This window comes from Pseudoduganella sp. SL102 (assembly GCF_027856995.1).
Lineage (GTDB): Bacteria > Pseudomonadota > Gammaproteobacteria > Burkholderiales > Burkholderiaceae_D > Rugamonas > Rugamonas albidiflava.
This window is the reverse complement of sequence record NZ_CP115554.1, coordinates 2732250-2750273: the sequence shown is the minus strand read 5'-3', so window position 1 is coordinate 2750273 and position 18024 is coordinate 2732250. Positions and strand designations below refer to the sequence as shown.

General features: G+C 67.5%; 12 protein-coding genes and 1 tRNA gene. 3 read left to right on the top strand and 10 right to left on the bottom strand.

Annotated features, from left to right (window positions below; all coding sequences use genetic code 11):
- Nucleotides 1-179: 179 nt before the first annotated feature.
- Nucleotides 180-254 (bottom strand) — tRNA-Val (locus tag OU994_RS11770).
- Between the two features lie 347 nt (nt 255-601).
- Here OU994_RS11770 and OU994_RS11765 point away from each other — a divergent pair.
- Nucleotides 602-2461 carry a TonB-dependent siderophore receptor gene (locus OU994_RS11765; RefSeq protein ID WP_281610882.1) on the top strand — a complete coding sequence of 620 codons (1860 nt, stop codon included), beginning with the start codon at nt 602-604 and terminating at the stop codon, nt 2459-2461.
- A 15-nt stretch (nt 2462-2476) separates the two neighbouring features.
- Here OU994_RS11765 and OU994_RS11760 read toward each other — a convergent pair whose 3' ends face one another.
- A complete protein-coding gene (locus OU994_RS11760) occupies nt 2477-2956 on the bottom strand; it encodes a cyclophilin-like fold protein (protein WP_281610881.1) in 480 nt (159 codons plus the stop codon).
- Nucleotides 2957-3127: 171 nt separating this feature from the next.
- A complete protein-coding gene (locus OU994_RS11755) occupies nt 3128-4015 on the bottom strand; it encodes a LysR family transcriptional regulator (protein ID WP_281610880.1) in 888 nt (295 codons plus the stop codon).
- A 214-nt stretch (nt 4016-4229) separates the two neighbouring features.
- Between OU994_RS11755 and OU994_RS11750 the strand changes: the two genes are divergently transcribed.
- Nucleotides 4230-5450 carry an MFS transporter gene (locus tag OU994_RS11750; protein ID WP_281610879.1) on the top strand — a complete coding sequence of 407 codons (1221 nt, stop codon included), beginning with the start codon at nt 4230-4232 and terminating at the stop codon, nt 5448-5450.
- A gap of 35 nt (nt 5451-5485) precedes the next feature.
- Here OU994_RS11750 and OU994_RS11745 read toward each other — a convergent pair whose 3' ends face one another.
- The 3 genes from OU994_RS11745 to OU994_RS11735 form a co-directional block, all read right to left on the bottom strand.
- Complete coding sequence (locus OU994_RS11745) at nt 5486-6337, bottom strand: alpha/beta hydrolase (RefSeq protein ID WP_281610878.1); 852 nt, start codon at nt 6335-6337, stop codon at nt 5486-5488.
- Between the two features lie 114 nt (nt 6338-6451).
- Complete coding sequence (locus OU994_RS11740) at nt 6452-7027, bottom strand: TetR/AcrR family transcriptional regulator (protein WP_281610877.1); 576 nt, start codon at nt 7025-7027, stop codon at nt 6452-6454.
- A 155-nt stretch (nt 7028-7182) separates the two neighbouring features.
- A complete protein-coding gene (locus OU994_RS11735; protein WP_281610876.1) occupies nt 7183-11448 on the bottom strand; it encodes a calcium-binding protein in 4266 nt (1421 codons plus the stop codon).
- A gap of 449 nt (nt 11449-11897) precedes the next feature.
- On the opposite strand from OU994_RS11735, the gene OU994_RS11730 reads away from it, so the two are divergent.
- The gene (locus tag OU994_RS11730; RefSeq protein ID WP_281610875.1) at nt 11898-12683 is read left to right on the top strand and encodes a nuclear transport factor 2 family protein; all 786 of its coding nucleotides are present in this window, start codon (nt 11898-11900) and stop codon (nt 12681-12683) included.
- Nucleotides 12684-12888: 205 nt separating this feature from the next.
- On the opposite strand, the gene OU994_RS11725 is transcribed toward OU994_RS11730, so the two are convergent.
- The 4 genes from OU994_RS11725 to OU994_RS11710 form a co-directional block, all read right to left on the bottom strand.
- Entirely contained in the window at nt 12889-13353 is a 465-nt protein-coding gene (locus OU994_RS11725) for a MerR family transcriptional regulator (RefSeq protein WP_281610874.1), read from the bottom strand.
- A gap of 147 nt (nt 13354-13500) precedes the next feature.
- Nucleotides 13501-13980: a carboxymuconolactone decarboxylase family protein gene (locus tag OU994_RS11720; RefSeq protein ID WP_373922614.1), complete on the bottom strand. Its 480-nt coding sequence runs from the start codon at nt 13978-13980 to the stop codon at nt 13501-13503.
- Nucleotides 13981-14195: 215 nt separating this feature from the next.
- On the bottom strand, nt 14196-16892 hold the full coding sequence (locus OU994_RS11715) for an EAL domain-containing protein (protein ID WP_281610872.1): 2697 nt from the start codon (nt 16890-16892) through the stop codon (nt 14196-14198).
- A gap of 314 nt (nt 16893-17206) precedes the next feature.
- Entirely contained in the window at nt 17207-18022 is an 816-nt protein-coding gene (locus OU994_RS11710; protein ID WP_281610871.1) for a TlpA disulfide reductase family protein, read from the bottom strand.
- Between the last annotated feature and the right edge of the window lie 2 nt (nt 18023-18024).

Here is an 18024-nt window from a genome sequence, read left to right as displayed (position 1 = left end):
GGCTCGCGCTGCGCCTGAGGCGAGCGGCAGCCCGCAGTGGTGCCACCCAGCAGCCGGCCAGGCTTATTTCGCGTTTCATCGCGCCAAACAAAAAAGGCCTGCAACCAAACGTTGCAAGCCTTTAAGTGGTCAAACCAGCGGTCAAACTGAGTGATCAAACCGACTGATCAAAAGAATCCTGGTGGGAAGTGCAAGTTTCGAACTTGCGACCCCTGCAGTGTGAATGCAGTGCTCTACCCCTGAGCTAACCTCCCTGAAAGAGGCATGATTGTAGTGACACCCTTGCGTACCGTCAAGACCCTTTTCGCCATCGTGCCTGGGAACCGGATGGCGACACGCCGTTGCCGATGTTCCCGAAGCCCATCCACCGGCGGGCATCCACGCTCGAGTGTTGCGCACAAGCAAAAATTTGAAGGGGAAAATGTGTCGGGTGCTCTATAATTTCGTGACACGCGCATCAGCCCGCGCCTTTCCCCCGTGTCGCCGCCGTGGCGACGGTGGCGGAGAAGACGGCAGCCGCAGGAACGATATGACCAGAAGAGCCAGCTTTTCACGCGCAGGACTTGTCGCAGTGATGGTGGGTGCGGCGCCGGCCCACGCCATGGAGTCATTCGGCAACCGCTTCGCCGACATGTCGCTCGAACAGCTCAGCGATGTCGTCGTAACGTCGGTGTCGCGGCAGGAGGAACGGCTCAGCGACACGGCCGCATCCGTCTTCATCATCAGCGGCGGCGACATCCGGCGCAGCGGCGCGCAGTCGCTGCCCGAGGCGCTGCGCCTGGCGCCGAACCTGCAGGTGGCCCAGGTCGATGCGCGCAACTGGGCCGTGACAGCGCGCGGCTTCAATACCCCGTTCGAGAACAAGCTGCTGGTATTGATCGACGGCCGCAGCATCTACACCCCGCTGTTTTCCGGCGTGTTCTGGGATGCCCAGGACGTGGTGATGGAAGACATCGAGCGCATCGAAGTCATCAGCGGGCCCGGCGCGACGATCTGGGGCGCCAACGCCGTCAACGGCGTCATCAATGTCATCACGCGGTCGTCGGCCGATACACAAGGCGGGCAGTTCGCGGCGGCCGGCGGCGCGCAGGACAAGAATGCCTCGCTGCGCTACGGCGGCACGCTGGCCGGCGGCGGCACCTACCGCGTGTACGGGAAGTACCATCAGCTGGACAATACCCTGACCGCCACCGGAATCGACACCAACACCGGCATGCACCGCACCCAGGCCGGCTTTCGCGCCGACTGGAAGCTGCGGGACAGCGAGCTGACCGTGTCCGGCGACGCCTACCAGGGCAAGCTGGGCCAGCTGGCCGCCCTGCCCGTGCAGATTTCCGGCGCCAACCTGCTGGGCCGGCTGACGCGCAGACTGTCGCCCGACGCCAATCTGCGCCTGCAGGTCATCCTGGACCACACCGAGCGGAACCAGCCGGGGGCTTTCGTCGAGCGCCTGTCCACGCTGGACCTGGAAGCCCAGCACGACGTGCGCCTCGGCGAACGCAACCTGCTGACATGGGGCGGCGGCTTCCGCCAGAGCTGGGACAGGGTGACGAACTCGCCCGGCCTGGGCTTCCTGCCCGGCGACCTGAACCTGCGCTGGTCCAACCTGTTCCTGCAAAACGAATACGCCGTCTCGCCGGCGCTGAAAGTGACCGCCGGCGCAAAGGTCGAGCACAACATCTACACGGGCGCCGAATACCTGCCCAGCCTGCGCCTGGCGTGGACACCGGGCGCGGACCAGCTGGTCTGGGGCAGCGTGGCGCGCACCGTGCGCGCGCCATCGCGCTTCGACCGCGACCTGCATTCGCCGAGCGCGCCGATGAACGCCGGCGGGCGCGCGGTCTACCTGATCGGCGGCGGTCCCGATTTCCAGTCCGAAGTGGCCAGGGTCGTCGAACTGGGCTATCGTGCGCAGCCCGCCGCCACGCTGTCCTGGTCGGCGACGGCGTACTACAGCCGCTACGACAGGTTGCGCACGCTCGAGCCGCAAGCCAGCCCCACCGCGCCGGCGCTGCTGGAATTCCAGAACCTGCGGGAAGGCACCACGCGGGGCATCGAGATGTGGGGCCAGTGGCAGGCAACGCCAGCTTGGAGGATCAACGCCGGCCTGGTGCTGCAGAATGTGCGCACTTCCCTGCTGCCGGGCAGCCAGGACACCAGCGCCAGCAGCGGCCTCACGACCAACGACCCGAAGCGCCATTGGCTGCTGCGCACCTCGCACGACCTGACAGACGACAGCGCGCTGGACCTGACGCTGCGCTACGTGGGAGCGCTGCCGGATCCGGCCGTGCCATCGTATTACGAGCTCGATGGACAGTGGACGTGGCGCCCGCGCCCGAACCTCGACGTGGCGCTGGTCGGGCGCAACCTGCTGCATCGCTCCCACCCCGAATTCGGCGACAATCCCGGGCGCAGCATGTTCAGGCGCAGCGTGCTGCTGAAGCTGACGCTGCGTTTCTAGGGGTGGCGGTCATGGTCACTCTTCAGCCAGCGTGATCGTGGCGCGCAGAGGAGCGGTGCGCCTGAACAGGGCGACCTGCTCGCCGATGCCGCCCAGTCTGATGAGTCCGGGCGAATGGTGGCCATCCTTGTAGAAAATCGCCAGGTTGCCCCACGGGGCGTAGTAGGTCACGTCGCCGGTGCGCGGGACCATCGCGGCGGGCGCCCCGGCCGTCGACAGGCGTCGAGGCAGGTCAGCCACTTTCTCGGTAGCGGCATAGTCCTCCAGGGTCAGGGTGAGCGGCAGCATCGCGATGAAATCCCGCGACGTCTGGTTATCGTCGAGCGTCACGAAGACTGGCGTCCCCTGCACGTCGACCTGGATCCTTAAAGCTGTTTTCACTTGTTGAATTCCCGATCGCTGGTTCACTTGCGCGTCTGGCTCGCCCGGCATGGCGGCTCCCGGCGCGGTGGGCGAACCGATCGACAGGGCGAGAAAAACGAACAATGCTCTCATCAGGCTTCCTGGTTGACTCGACAGGCGTCCATCGCGAAGCAGGAATCATAGCCAGGGAAGAACGCGCGAAGCCGTGGCGAATCTGCATGGGCTCATGAATTTCCGTCATGAATCCGCTGATGGACATGGCAAGCAGGACGCTCCGGAACGCCCGCGGGTCCGGCCTCAGGTCTACAGTCGCAGCGCGTCGATCACGAGCGTGACCGCGCGGGACGAATTCCGCCGGCTCGGGTAGTAGGCATGCAGCGCGGGGAAGCGCGGGCACCAGTCTTCCATCACGCTCACCAGCCGCCCCATGCTCACGTGCGGGCCGGCCATGTCGGCGGGAACGAAGGCCAGACCGCAGCCCGTCAAGGCCGCGTCGAGCATATGGCCGGCACTGTTGCAGACGACTTGCCCCCGCACGCGCATTTCCAGCTTTTGCCCGTCCTTCTCCAGTTCCCATGCGTAGATGCCGCCGCTGCTCGCCAGCCGCAGGGTGATGCAGTTGTGCTTCATCAGGTCCGCCGGCACGGCCGGTTTCGGGTGCCAGCCGAAATAGCCGGGCGAGCCGACGATCGCCATCGGCACCTCGCCGGTCAGCCGGACCGCGATCATGTCCTTCTCGACCTGGTCGCCATAGCGCACGCCGATGTCGAAGCGTTCGGCGGCGATGTCGACCAGCCGGTAGTCGGAACTGATCTCCACATGCAGGTCGGGGTAGCGCGGCAGGATGGGCGCGATCCGGGGCCACAGCACGCTGCTGACCACGTGATCGATCGCCGTGATGCGTACCGTGCCCGCGGGCTTGTCGCCCAGGTCGCTGACGGCCGCGATCTCGGCCTCGATCTCTTCGAGGCGGGGGCCGACGTTCTGCAGCAGCCGTTCTCCCGCCTCGGTCGGCGAGACGCTGCGTGTGGTCCGGGTCAGCAGGCGTACGCCCAGGCGCCCTTCCAGGCCGCGGATGATGTGGCTGAGTGCGGATTGCGTCACGCCAAGCCTGGCCGCGGCACGCGTAAAGCTGCGTTCCCGGGCCACGGCGAGGAAGACGATGATGTCATTGATATTGTCGCGTGCCATGCGCACTCCGGCCGGTGTGGGGAAAAACAGGTCTGCGGGGTACGCCCCCCGCCAGCCAGGTATTTTATGACGCCGCTTAAGCAATCGGGCGCAGTATTCATGAACCTGGTTCATATGGGCAAGCAATTCCAGGGCCGTCACGCGCCCTGCTTCACCCTTACCATTCCCCGCTGTTCGGCGTGCCAACGCCCGTGAATATCGAAGGGAATCCCGCATGCATGGTCCAGCCGCCGTACTCTCCACCGATCGTCCCGCCGCCTGGGGCGGCGTCTTCGCCATGACGCTGTGCGTCTTCGCGCTGATCGCTTCGGAGTTCATGCCGGTCAGCCTGCTGACGCCGATCGCCGGGGCCCTGCATGTCACCCAGGGCATGGCGGGACGGGGCATCGCCGTCTCCGGCGCCTTTGCCGTCGTCACGAGCCTGTGCATTTCCGCGCTGGCCGGCGGCATGGACCGCAAGACGCTGCTGCTCCTGCTGACGGGCGCCATGGGCCTGTCCGGCGCCGTCGTCGCGCTGGCGCCCAACTATGCCGTCTACATGGCCGGCCGAGCGCTGATCGGCGTCGTCGTCGGCGGCTTCTGGGCCATGTCGGCGGCCACCGCCATGCGCCTGGTGCCGCTCCAGCAGGTTCCGCGTGCGCTGGCGATCTTCAATGGCGGCAACGCACTGGCCACGGTCGTCGCGGCGCCCCTCGGCGCCTACCTGGGTTCGGTCATCGGCTGGCGCGGCGCCTTCCTGTGCCTGGTGCCGGTGTCGCTCGTCGCGCTGGCCTGGCAGTGGATCAGCCTGCCTTCGATGCCGGCCGCGCCGCAGGTGGCAGGTGCCCGGCGGCCACTGGCGATCTTCACGCTGCTGCGCGATCCAGTCGTCAGCCTCGGCATGCTGGCCGTCGGCCTGTTCTTCATGGGGCAATTCACGCTGTTCACGTATGTGCGGCCGTTCCTCGAAACCGTGACCCGGGTCGATCCGGGCACGCTGTCGCTGGTCCTGCTTGTCATCGGCCTCACGGGATTCATCGGCACGCTGTTCGTCGGTACGGTGCTGAAACGCGGCTTCTACCGAACGCTGGCGGCAATCCCCGTGCTGATGGCGGCGGCGGCCATTGGCCTGGTCGCTTTTGGCAGCCAGGCGGGCATCGTCGCTGCACTGCTGGGCTTCTGGGGCTTGATCGCTACGGCGGCGCCAGTGGGCTGGTGGGCCTGGATACCGCGCACTTTCCCGCGGGATGCGGAAGCCGGCGGCGGCTTGATGGTGGCGGTGATCCAGCTGGCGATTGCCCTCGGATCGACCATCGGGGGCCTGCTGTTCGATGGCAGCGGCTACCGGAGTGCCTTCATGGCCAGCGCCGCCATGCTGCTGGGCGCCGCCGTGCTGGTCTGGCTGACGGCACGTCGCCAGGCGCGGCAGGCCGGCGGCACCGGACCGGTCGCGTGACCGGCCGGTGCAGCCTTCATGGCGCCATCAGGCCGTCAATGCTGCAGGTCGATGAACGCAGCGATCTCCGCCAGCGCGAACGTGCACACGCAGTCGCTGCGCCCGCCGGGTTCTTCGAGGGGTGGAGGCGGCAGGCGCTTCACGGCCGTGGGAATGCCGGCGCCGATCAGCCGGGCGCCGTACTGTTCGGCCTCGTCGCGCAGCGGGTCGTCGTCGGCCGACAGGATCAGCGCCGGCGGCAGGTTCTTCAGGCGCGACGATTGCAATGGCGATGCGTAAGGGTGCGTACGGTCGGCGGCATTGGGCAGGTAGGCGCGGTAGCCTTCGGCGCAGGTACGCGCCACGTCGTCGACCACGGTAGCCTTGTCAAGGCAGGCCGGCATGGTGCGCATCGAGCAGGTCGACAGGCCCGGGTCGAGCATCGGCATGATCAGCACCTGCCCGGCCAGGGCCGGCCCGCCGCGGTCGCGCGCCACCAGCGACACCACGGCGGCCAGGTTGGCGCCCGCCTCGATGCCGGCCACGATGAGCCGCTTGCCGTTCCAGGCCAGCTTGGCCTTGTTCTTCTTCGCCCACAGCAGCACCGCATGGGCGTCTTCCACCGCCGCCGGGAACGGGCTGGCGCATGCCAGCGTGTAGCCGGCCGCCAGCGCCACCTGCCGGGGATCGGCCATGACGAGCTGGCGCAGGAACTCGTCGGCTTCGTCGATCGAGCCGCCGACGAAGCCGCCGCCGTGGAAGAACACCACCAGCGTGTCGCGCTTGCCGGCCACCGGCCCGGCCATATGGAGGCGGGCCGGCAGCGGGCCGGTGGCCCCGGCGGCTTCCATGTCGCGGGAATCGCAGCGCACCGGCGGGTCCCCGGCGCTGGCCGATCGTTCAGTCATGTGTCAGTCCCTTCGTATGCATGCCAGCCCCGCGGCAATTCCACCGCAGAGCATTATTCTGTATGGCTTCGAACCTTATATTGGTGACTACTCACTCATTTAAATGGCAAAGGGTCAAGAAGGCGGCAAGAAAATGCGCGCGTAGGCGTTGAAACCGCTGAGCTTGTACTCGGCGGCGCGCGCCGGTTCGCGCGTGGCGAAGTCCAGCGTGGCATCGGCGATCGCGATGATGATGGCATCGTCGAAGGCGGGATGCAGGCCCTGGAACAGTCCGCTGTTCATGCTGGTGGCTTCCACCAGGCCCAGGTCCGGGAACAGCGACAGTTCGGCCGCGCGCGTCTGCGGCGTCAGGATATCGGTCACGGCCAGCTGGTTGATGGCCCTGATCCATGACGGATGGGCCAGGCCCCAGTCGATGTAGGCGTTCCACTGCTGCCGGGCGCGCTGGACCAGCGGCTGCGAGGGATCGAGCGCTTCCGCCAGGGCCGCGCACATGTGGCCGAACAGATGGAGGTACAGCTCGTTCAGCAGTGCTTCCTTGGTCGGGAAATATCGGAACAGCGTGCCTTCGGCCACGCCGGCCATGGCCGAGATCATGGCCGTCGGCGCGCCGACGCCGCGCTGCGCCACGGCTTCGGCGGCCGCGTGCAGCAGTTGAAGGCGTTTTTCTTCGCTCTTGGGTCGGGCCACGGATCGGCTGGATGAATGAGTGTGTACTCATTATATGCGGCATGCAGCGTCGCGGCAACGGTGCGCGGCAACCGTGCGCGGAAATACTGTCCGGCATCGGCCGGACGCCGGGCGAGCCGTCGCGGAGCGGCTCGCCTGGCGGGGTGCCGGGTCTGTTACATCACCACGTCGCTCGCATTGAACGCCGTGATGCCGACCAGCCGGATCGCGAACTCCGCCGCGCTGTCGGCATTGGTGTTCCCGTAGAGCACACCGTCGGCGAAGCGCAGCTGCCCTGCCTGGGTAAATGCGGCAGCGCTGGCGATGAAGCCGGTGAACGCGTCGTTGCCGGTGGTTGCCGTGTTGGCATCGAGCGTGGCCAGGTCGACCTTGTCCGCACCGCGCACGAAGTCGCCGATGACGTCCCAGGTGCTGGCCGTGATGCCCGTGTCGGCCAGCGCATTGAAGTCGAACGTATCGTTGCCGCCGCCGCCCTTGAGCATGTCGGCGCCACCCCCGCCCGTGATCACGTTCGCGGCGGCGTTGCCCGTGATCGTGTTGGCTTGCGCGCTGCCGGTGCCGTTGATCGCCGCGCTGCCGGCCAGCAGCAGGGTTTCCACGTTCGCTTCCAGCACGAAGCTGGCGGTGCTCTGCACCGTGTCGTTGCCGCCGCCGGTGTACTCGATTGCCCGGTCGGCGCTGTCGCCGACGAGATACAGGTCGTCGCCGTTGCCGCCGGCGAGGTAGTCGGCATGGGCGCCGCCATCGAGGGTGTCGCTGCCCTCTTCGCCGTACAGCGTGTCGACGTCCGCGCCACCGTCGAGCTTGTCGTTGCCGGCGCCGCCGTACAGCATGTCGTCGCCGCCCAGGCCCGACAGCACATCGTCCGTCGCGTAACCGTGGCGCACGTCGTTCCCGGCCGTGGCAAGCTGCACTTTCGCCTTCACGGTCGCCACGTCCCAGATGGTGCCGTCGGCGAACCTGATCTGCTCGACCTGGTAGCCCCCCGTGGCGTCCGCGCTGAAGTAGCTGGCAACGCGCAGCTCTTCGCCGGTGCCGTTCAGCGCCAGCACCAGCGCCGTGCCGTCGCGCGTGAGCGCCACGTTCGTGGTGGCGATGCCGGCGCCCAACTGGATCGCGTCGATCTTGCCCGCCGTGCCGTCGTAGGAGGAGATCGTGTCCCTGCCGGCGCCCCAGCCGAACAGGTAGGTATCGTTGCCCGTGCCACCGTCGAGCGCATCGTCGCCCGCGCCACCGTCGAGCTGGTCGTTGCCGGCATAGCCGTACAGCGAGTCGCGGTCGGTTCCGCCCTGCAGCGTGTCGTTGCCGTTGCCGCCGTCGAGCCGGTCGTCGTGGGCGCCGCCCACCAGGCTGTCGTCGCCGTCCTCGCCGTACAGCGTGTCGTTGTCCGCGCCGCCATCGAGCTTGTCGTTGCCGGCGGCCCCGTACAGCATGTCGGCGCCGCCCAGGCCGGCCAGCGCGTCGCCCGTCGCGTAACCGTGGCGCACGTCGTTCCCGGCCGTGGCCACCTGCACCTTCGCCTTCACGGCCGCGATATCCCAGATGGTGCCGTCGGCGAACCTGATCTGCTCGACCTGGTAGCCACCCGTGGCGTCGGCGCTGAAGTAGCTGGCGACGCGCAGCTCGTCGCCGGTGCCGTTCAGCGACAGCACCAGCGACGAATTGTCGCGGGTGAGCGTCACGTTGGTCGCGAGGATGCCCGTGCCCAGCTGGATCGCATCCACCTTGCCCGCGGTGGCGTCGTAGGCGCTGATCGTATCGCGGCCCGCGCCCCAGCCGAGCAGGTAGGTGTCGTTGCCGGTGCCGCCGTCGGGCGCATCGTCGCCAGCGCCGCCGTCCAGCTGGTCGTTGCCGGTGTTACCGTACAGCGTGTCGCGGTCGGTGCCGCCCTGCAGCGTGTCGTTGCCGATGCCGCCGTCCAGGCGGTCGTCGTGGGCGCCGCCGGCCAGGCTGTCGTCGCCGTCCTCGCCGTACAGCGTGTCGTTGTCCGCGCCGCCATCGAGCTTGTCGCTGCCGGCCGCGCCGTACAGCGTGTCGTTGCCGCCCAGGCCCGCCAGCACGTCGGCGGCCGCATAGCCGTAGAGCACCTCGGTCCCGGCCGTCGCGACCTGGACCCTGGCCTTCACCGTCGCCACATCCCAGCTGGTGCCGTCGGCGAACTTGATCCGTTCGACCTGGTAACCGCCCGCGCCGTCGCCGTGGAAGTAATTGGTGACGCGCAGCTCGTCGGTCGTGCCATTGATCTTCAAGACCAGGCTCCAGCCGTCACGCGAGGCCGTCAGGTTCGCGGCCGACACGCCGGTGCCCAGCTGGATCGTGTCGACCTTGCCCGCCGTGAGGTCGTGCGAGCTGATCGTATCCCTGCCCGAGCCCACCCCGAACAGGTAGGTATCGCTGCCCGTGCCACCGTCCAGGAGGTCGTTGCCCGCCCCGCCATCGAGGCGGTCGCCGCCGGCGTAGCTGTACAGCGAGTCGTTGCCGCCGCCGCCGGTCAGGGTGTCCCCCGCCGCCGTGCCGGAGAGTGTCTTCGGCGGGATGACGGCCGGCGTGGTCAGCCGCGCCTTGACCGCCGCCACATCCCAGGCGGTGCCGTCGGCGAACTGGATCGTTTCCACCGCCGACGCGGTGGTGCCTTCGCCGGTGAAGTAACCCTGGATCGTCAGCTGGTCGTCGCTGCCGTTGAGCTTGAGCACCAGGTCACTGGACGAGCGCACCAGCGTGACGCCGGCCGGGGTGACGCCGGTACCGAGCAGTACCTTGTCGGCATCCGTGCCCAGCGCATCGGCGTCGTAGTTGTAGACGGTATCCTGGCCGCTGCCCTTGCCGAACAGGTAGACATCGGCCCCCGTGCCGCCGGCCAGGTAATCCTTGCCCGCGCCGCCATCGAGGCGGTCGCCGCCCGCGTCACCGTACAGCTCGTCGTCGCCGGTGCCGCCGGCCAGCGTGTCGTTGCCGCCGCCACCCCAGCCACGGTCGTTGCCGGCGTCGCCGCCCAGGCTGTCATTGCCTTCGTCGCCGTACACCGTGTCGGCACCGTTGCCGCCGGCGACCGTATCGTTGCCGCCGTTGCCCTGGACGCTGTCGTTGCCGTCCAGGCCGGACAGGCTGTCCGCCGTGCCGTAGCCGGTGATCGCATCGTGGCTGGCCGTGCCGGCCAGCACCTTGCTCTTCACCATGGCCACGTCCCAGCTGGTGCCATCGGCGAACTCGATCGTTTCCACCGCCGACGCCGTGGAACCGTCGGTGGTGAAATAGTTCTGGATCGTCAGCTGGTCGTTCGTGCCGTTGAGCTTCAGCACCAGGTCGCTGTTCGAGCGCAGCAGCTTCACGCCGGCCGCGGTGATGCCGGTGCCGAGCAGCACCTTGTCGGCATTGGCGCCCACCGCGTCGCCGTCGTGGTTGTAGACGGTATCCTGGCCGCTGCCCTTGCCGAACACGTACACATCGGCGCCCGTGCCGCCGGCCAGGTAATCCTTGCCGGTCCCGCCATCGAGCCGGTCCGCGCCCGCGTCGCCGTACAGTTCATCGTCGCCGCTGCCGCCGGTCACGGCATCGTCGCCGGCGCCGCCCTGGGCGCGGTCATTGCCAGCGTCGCCGCCAAGGGTGTCGTTGCCTTCGTCGCCGTACAGCGTATCGGCCCCGGTGCCGCCGGCCACGGTGTCGTCGCCGCCCTGGCCCTGGATATTGTCGCTGCCGTCCAGGCCGGCCACGCTGTCGGCGCTGGCAAGGCCGACGATCGTGTCGGCACCGGCCGTGGCGGCCAGCACCCTGCTCTTCACGGCCGCCACGTCCCACGTGGTGCCATCGGCGAACTGGATGGTTTCGACGGCCGACGCGGTGGCGCCGTCGCCGCTGAAATAGCCTTGCACCGTCAGCTGGTCGCCGGTGCCGTTGATCTTCAGCACCAGGTCGCCGTACGAGCGCAGCAGTGTCACGCCGGTGGTGGCGATGCCGGCACCGAGCAGCACCTTGTCGGCGTTCACGCCGACGGCATCGCTGTCGTAGTTGTAGACCGTGTCCACGCCGCTGCCCTTGCCGAACAGGTACACGTCCGCGCCCGCGGCGCCCGCCAGATAATCCTTGCCCGCGCCGCCATCGAGCCGGTCCGCGCCCGCTTCGCCGTACAGGTCGTCGTCGCCGGTGCCGCCCGTCATGACATCGTCGCCCGTGCCGCCATTCAGCCGGTCATTCCCGCTGTCGCCAGCGATGCTGTCGTGGTCGGCGTCGCCATACAGCAGGTCTGCGCCGGTACCGCCCAGTATCGTATCGTTGCCGATCTGGCCCCGGATGGTGTCATTGCCGCCCAGGCCGGACAGGCTGTCCGCGCCAATGCTGCCGGGAATCGAATCGTTGCCGTCCGTGCTGGCCAGCAGCGGTACCGGATTCAATGCGGCAGCGCCGGGCGTGATATTCGAGGTCATGTTTATTCATCTCCCTGATGATGTGTTCTGGATGCGGCCTGCGCCGGTAGCGATCGGCGGCCGGGCCAATAAGGATTAATCGATCTCTGGTGGCGTCGCTGAATGCGCATGCCCTGTCCCTGTTCACGCGAATGGTTCGCGTAATCGATGAAAGGGGGCGTATTCGTTCTCCGCAGTGTCTTCCTCGCCGACCTCTGGCGAGCAGGGAGGGATTAAATCCGACGCGATGTCATATCGTCAATTATCGAGAAGATATTAATAATGTCCATTACGTCTGGGCACATTTCATGACAATCCGAGACAATTGGCGGTAGTTCAGGGTGAATAAGCAGGTGAATAAGCAGGTGAATAAGCCGGGTGAATCAGCGGGCTGAGAATTACATCGGGGAGTTGCCAAAAAGTTCAGTCTTGCAGGTATGATGAACGACCAAAAACCAGGAGACAATTCAATGACGTATAAAACTTCCGCGCGCACCTTCATGTTTTCCCTGCTGGCCGCGGCACCCCTGTTCGCCAACGCCCAGGCCACTCCCCAATCCCAGGTGGAAGCGGCCGAAGCGGCGTTCTGGCAAGCCTATAACGCCTGCGACCACGCCACGATCGCCAGCCGGCTGGCCGGCGACGTCGAGTTCTACCATGACATGGGTGGCGCGCTGAAGGGCAAGGACAGCCTGGGCGCGGCCGTGCGCAACAACATCTGCGGCAATCCGCAGGAGAAGACGCGCCGCCAGGCCGGCGAATCCCAGGTCTTCCTGCTCAAGCAGGGCGCCCAGGTGTACGGCGCGCTGGTCAGCGGCACCCATACTTTCCACATCAAGCGCGGCACGGCCGCGGAAGCGACGGAGGGCAAGGCACGCTATTCGCACGTGTGGCTGCAGAAGAGCCCGGGCACATGGGAACTGTCGCGCGCGGTCAGCTATGACCACCAGCCGTTCGGCGCGGCGCCGGCCACCGCGGCCGCCAAGAGCGCGCTGACCGCGGCACAGATCGAACGCTATGTCGGCGAGTTCACCGGCCAGGGCATGCCGCCACTGGCGTTCTCGCGCGCGGGCAACGACCTGACCGTGGCGTTCGAAGGCAAGAACCTGGTGCTGCATCCGCTGGACAAGCCGCACACCTTCCTCGTCAAGGAAAACAATGCCGAGGTCGAGTTCAAGGCCGATGCCAGCGGCCCCGCCACCGCGCTCGTGGTGCGCATGAACGGCAACCCGATCGGCGAAGCCAAGCGCAAATAAGGGAGCGAGCGCCGGCGCAGGCTCCACAAGGCAGTGGTGCCGCCTGGATAAGCCCACCCCAAGTGCAAATTCCGGGGTCAGACCCGCCGGGGCGTAGCCGGGGTTTCAAGGAGCATCGCTCCTTGCCGGCGTAGCGGTACTGGCCTGCAGGCCAGTACTCCTCTCTGACCCCAGCCTTTCGCTGTTGGGGTGAACTCAAGCACTGTCAGGCGTTCTTCGCCAGCACCCTGCCGGCATCGGCCGCGAGCCCGGCGCTGCCACTGGCACTGGCGCCAGCACTGGCGCCGCAGGCCGGCTCCACGGCCACCTCCTCCGCATTCCGGTAGAAACCGATCTTTTCCCGCAAGACCCCGGCCGCCCCGCGCATCGCGTCGATGTCGGCGAGTACCTCGGCAAGGTGCGCTTCCAGCATCGCGCGGCGCTCCGGGATGGTCGATTCACCGGCGGCGCGCAACCTGGCGAACGCGCGCATCTTGCTGATCGGCATGCGCGTGGTGCGCAGCCGCAGCAGGAATTCGATCCAGGCCAGGTCGGCCGCCGCGTAGCGCCGCTGGCCGCCGCCGGCCCGGCGCACGGGGGCGATCAGGCCGATGCGTTCGTAGTAGCGCAGCGTGTGCGCGGTCAGGCCGGTGCGTTGGGCAACTTCATCGATGGAGAGGTGTGGTTCCATGCGCGCTCACGGGAAAGTGGATGGGCTGCTGCCCCGCTACTGTATGGCGAGTGGAGCGCGGGCACAAGCATCGGCTAAAGCATCGCCACAAGCATTGGCCGAAGCATTGGCCGAAGCATCGGCCCAGGCACCGGCCCAGGCGGCGGCTCAGCGGCCCGGGGCAGCGGCCGGCTGCGAGGCGTCCGTCGCAGCCTTCATCGCGGACGTCTGCACACCCTTCTTCTCGAACACATCCCTGGCCGCGGCGATACCGTTCAAGGCACTGGGAAAGCCCGCGTAGACGGCCATCTGCATGATGATTTCAACGATCTCATCGGGCTTGCAACCCACGTTCAGCGCGCCTTCGACATGCACCTTCAACTGCGGCTGGGCATTGCCGAGCGCGGTCAGGGCCGCCACGGTGGCCAGCTCCCGCGTGCACAGCGATACCCCGGGGCGCGAAAACACATCGCCATAGGCGAAATCGACGATCCAGTCGCCCAGTTCCGGCGACGTGCGCCGGATCGTTTCCACCACCGTGCGCCCTTCCGCGCCGGTGATCTTCGCCAGCGCCCCCTCGCCCCGCGCCCGTCTCGCATCGTTCTCCGCCGCCGTGGCCGGCGCTGCGGCCAGTGCGCTTGCCACCATCAATCCCGCCGAGATCGCTGTCGTCGTGTTCACCATGGTTGTTGCCCTTCCCTCGAAGCCGTGGTTGTCCGCGCCACCGGGCGCGGGTGCGTGGGGTCACGCACGCCCACAGGCTAAGACTTCGAGCGCGCTCGAAGTCAAGCGGCACGTTCGGTGACTTAAGCTCGGTGACTTAAGCTCGGTGACTTAAGGTCGGTGGCTTCAGGTTGCCGGCTTCACGTTGCCGGTACCGCGCTCGCCTGCAATTCCAGGCTGTCGGGCAGCTGTTCCGCCGGCACCGGCCGGAACAGGTAGAACCCCTGCAGTTCATCGCACTGCAGCGCTTCGAGGATGCGCGCCTGCTCGGCCGTTTCGACACCCTCGGCCACCACGCGCATGCCCAGCGAATGGGCCATCGTGATGATGGCGCGGAAGAACACTTCGCCGTTTTCATCCACGCCCAGCCGGCTGGTAAACGACTTGTCGACTTTCAGCACGTCGAACGACATGTTGTGCAGCATGGACAGCGACGAGTAGCCGGTGCCGAAATCGTCGACCAGCAGTTTCACGCCGAGCGCGTGGATGGCTTGCAGGTTGTCGGCCGTGCGCACCGGGTCGACCACCATCGACGACTCGGTGAGCTCGATCTCGACGGACGAGGCATCGATGGCGTGCCGGGCCAGCGCGCTGGCGATGCTTTCGCGGATGTCGCGCTCGTTGAACTGCCGGCTCGATACATTGACGGACACCGGCACGCCGCCGTAGACGCCATGCTCCCATTGGGCGATCTGGGTGCAGACCAGGTCGATCACCAGTTCGCCCAGGTTCAGGATCAGCCCGGTTTCCTCGGCCAGGCCGATGAATTCGTCCGGCCCCAGCAAGCCTTCGGCCGGGTGGTTCCACCGCACCAGCGCTTCCAGGCTCGTCACCTTGCCGCTCTTGCAGTCCACCCGCGCCTGGTAATGCATGACGAACTGGTTTTCCGCGATGGCGGCGCGCAGTTCCTTCTCGCGCCGCGTGCGCAGGCGCATCGCCTCGTAGAACGCCGGGTTGAACAGGTGATAGCGGTTCTTGCCCGAGGTTTTCGCCTGGTACATCGCCAGGTCGGCGTGCTGGTACAGGGTCTCCATGTCCTTCGCATCCACCGGGTACAGGCTGATGCCGATCGACGTGCCGACCGAGGCGGTTCCCTTCGACGTGGAGAACGGCGCATGGAACGCGTGCAGGATGCGTTCGGCCACCTGCTCGGCCTCCGCCTGGCTGCCGGCCAGTTCCAGCACGACGACGAATTCGTCGCCGCCGAGGCGCACCACGTGGTCCATCGGCCGCACGGATACCTTCAGGCGCCGGCCCACGTGCTGCAGCACCTCGTCGCCGGCGCCATGCCCGAAGGTGTCGTTGACGAGCTTGAAGCCATCCAGGTCGACGAACAGCACGGCCACCTTGGCGCCCGCCTTGTCGGCCCGCTCCAGCATGGCCGGCAGGTGCGCGCGGATCCAGGCGCGGTTCGGCAGGCCGGTCAGCGTATCTTCGTTGCCGCGCCGCTCCAGGTCCGCCAGGTGCGACTTTTCCAGCGTGACGTCGCGCACGGTAATGGCCAGCACGCCGTCCGCCCTGACCACGCCCACGCGCAACTGCCGGCGCTCCTGCCGGTTGACCGCTTCGAGCAGGAAATCCTCGTCCGCCGAACCCAGCCGGAAAGCCTTGTCGAGCAGCTGCTTGAACGGTTCGGTGGCCAGGCCGCCGCGCAGGCCGCCGAGCCGCACGCCCGTGATCGCCGGCCGCGACGAACCGAGGAAGCCGGCGCCGCGCTCATTGCAATCGACCACGCAATAATCCTCGATGGCGCCACCCTCGCCGCGCACTGGCTGGCAGATGAAGAACCCTTCCGTGCCGCCTTCCGTGGCCTTGCGGTAGGCAGCCTGGGACAGCTCGAGCTGGCGGCGCTCGCGGTGGAAACGGGTCGACATCATCGTTGCAATGATCACGAACACGGCCAGCACGAAGTTCGCCCCCGCGGCCACGCGCAGCGAGGCGGCGCGGCGTTCGTTCAGGGCCGCCAGCGCATCGGCCTGGTCCGCGGCCGCCACCATCACGACCGGAAAGCCATCCACCCGCGTCCACGACACGAACCGGCTGACATCATCGCCGAACTCCTTGCCGGAAACATGGATCTGGCCTTGCGGCGAATCCAGCGCAAAGCGCAGCGATGGCGGCAACGGCGCGAACTGCCGGGCACCGCCACCGGCCCGGAACGCCCTGGCCAGGCCGTCGAGCCCGACCGACGTGACGAAGCCGTGCCTGCCGAGCACGCTGCTGTCGTACGCGGGAATCAGCGCATCGCTGTCGAGCGCGACGACGACGAAGCCGGCCAGGCTGCCGCTGGCATCGAGGATCTTGCGCGAAAAGCGGGTGAAGGGACGGTCCTGCCCCGTCATCCTGCGGGGCGGGCCGATGTACATCGTGTCCGCCGGATTGCGATTCTGCTCGACGAAGAACGGCTGGCGCACGAGGTTGGCCTGCTCTTCCTGCGACCAGGCCGACGGACTGTTGGTGAACAGCATTTCCCCTGCGGGACTGACCACGGAAATGTTGAGGATGGCCTTGTCGGGCCCGACCACTTCATCGAGCGCTCCCTGCTCGGCCTTGCCGCCGACGGCCTGCCAGTGCGAGCCCACCAGCACCAGGACCTGGTCGATCATCGTCAGGTCGCGCGACAGCTGGGCCGCCTGGCTGGCGGCGACGCGGCTTGCCGCGTCGTAGGCACCGCGCTCGAACTGCAGGCGCTCCGCGTCGAGCACCTGGATGAGGTAGATCCAGCAGGTGCAGGCAACGACCAGCCCGAAGAAGGGCCAGGCGAAAATCGGCAGGGCCGCGGCCCGTGTCGTGCGCAGGGCGCGCGACGCGAGCGCAATGCTCTTTGACCCGTCCATCCATTCTCCCTGTGGGAGCTACTGTCCATGCACGTTTGCCGCCTGTGCCGCTTGTGCCGCTTGTGCCGCTAGTTCCGCCTGTGCCGCCTGCGCCGGCTATGCCGGGTTTTGCCACATCTGCCACATCTGCCACATCTGCACATCTGCACATCTGCACATCTGCCACGTTGGCACGTGTGCCTCGCTTGCACGCCCCGGTCCAGTCGGGCCTAAAACCTCGACTGTGGATGGGTGAAGGATACGCGCACGGCTTGCAAGCCGCAAGCGCACGGGAGCGGACCGCGCCACCGGTCCGGCGGCGGCCATGGAAGAGCTCAGCGAATCCGCTCGATCTTGTCGCGCAGCGTGGCCGCCGACAGCTCGCCGGCGTGGCGCAGCACCAGCCGCCCGGCGCCGTCGTAGAACAGCGTGGTGGGATAGGCCGCCGAGCCGGTGGCGGCGGCCAGCCGCCCGGCCGGATCGGTGACCACGTTCTGCAAGCGCAGACCCTGGCCCGCCAGGAAACGCCGCACCGTGTCGGCCGATTCGCGCTGGTTGACGAAGACGAAGGCGATGTCCGGATTGGCCGCCTGCGCGGCGTGCAGCGCCGGCATTTCGCGCCGGCATGGCGGGCACCAGGTGGCCCACAGGTTCACCACCAATGGCTTGCCGGCAAAGCGCGCCAGGGCGATCTCGGTGCCGTCGAGCTGGCGCACCGTGACATCGGGCAGCGGCGCATGCGCCGGCGCCATCGCCTGCAGCGCCAGCGTGCCGCCGCCCCACAGCGCCAGCCCGGCCAGCACCGATGCCAGCAGCGGGCGCCGCAAGGCGTCGCTGCGCCTTACTGCCTCCGCGCCGATGACGCAGGCGGCGACCAGGCCGAGCGCCGGTTCGAAGCCGCCATCGCGGATGTCGAGCGCGGTCCATGGCGCGGCGGCATAGATGTCGCGGTGCTTCAACACGAACACCACCCGCGCGCAGACAAAGCCGGCAATGATCATTTTCCACACCAGCGGGCCGGCATCCACGCCGCGCCGGCGGTAGAACCAGCCCGCCACGCCGGTCGCCAGCAGGATGGCCAGCAATACCAGCAGCACGTGGGTGGAGAAAGCCTGCGGGCCCAGCGCGAGCGTGCCCAGGTCCGCGCTCATGC

What these genes read in the sequence shown, in the direction of transcription:
- OU994_RS11745 (WP_281610878.1), bottom strand. Translation starts at nt 6,337, where the DNA reads ATGACTGAACGATCGGCCAGCGCCGGGGACCCGCCGGTGCGCTGCGAT.
- OU994_RS11750 (WP_281610879.1), top strand. Translation starts at nt 4,230, where the DNA reads ATGCATGGTCCAGCCGCCGTACTCTCCACCGATCGTCCCGCCGCCTGG.
- OU994_RS11730 (WP_281610875.1), top strand. Translation starts at nt 11,898, where the DNA reads ATGACGTATAAAACTTCCGCGCGCACCTTCATGTTTTCCCTGCTGGCC.
- OU994_RS11715 (WP_281610872.1), bottom strand. Translation starts at nt 16,892, where the DNA reads ATGGACGGGTCAAAGAGCATTGCGCTCGCGTCGCGCGCCCTGCGCACG.
- OU994_RS11725 (WP_281610874.1), bottom strand. Translation starts at nt 13,353, where the DNA reads ATGGAACCACACCTCTCCATCGATGAAGTTGCCCAACGCACCGGCCTG.
- OU994_RS11760 (WP_281610881.1), bottom strand. Translation starts at nt 2,956, where the DNA reads ATGAGAGCATTGTTCGTTTTTCTCGCCCTGTCGATCGGTTCGCCCACC.
- OU994_RS11710 (WP_281610871.1), bottom strand. Translation starts at nt 18,022, where the DNA reads ATGAGCGCGGACCTGGGCACGCTCGCGCTGGGCCCGCAGGCTTTCTCC.
- OU994_RS11735 (WP_281610876.1), bottom strand. Translation starts at nt 11,448, where the DNA reads ATGACCTCGAATATCACGCCCGGCGCTGCCGCATTGAATCCGGTACCG.
- OU994_RS11765 (WP_281610882.1), top strand. Translation starts at nt 602, where the DNA reads ATGGAGTCATTCGGCAACCGCTTCGCCGACATGTCGCTCGAACAGCTC.
- OU994_RS11755 (WP_281610880.1), bottom strand. Translation starts at nt 4,015, where the DNA reads ATGGCACGCGACAATATCAATGACATCATCGTCTTCCTCGCCGTGGCC.
- OU994_RS11720 (WP_373922614.1), bottom strand. Translation starts at nt 13,980, where the DNA reads ATGGTGGCAAGCGCACTGGCCGCAGCGCCGGCCACGGCGGCGGAGAAC.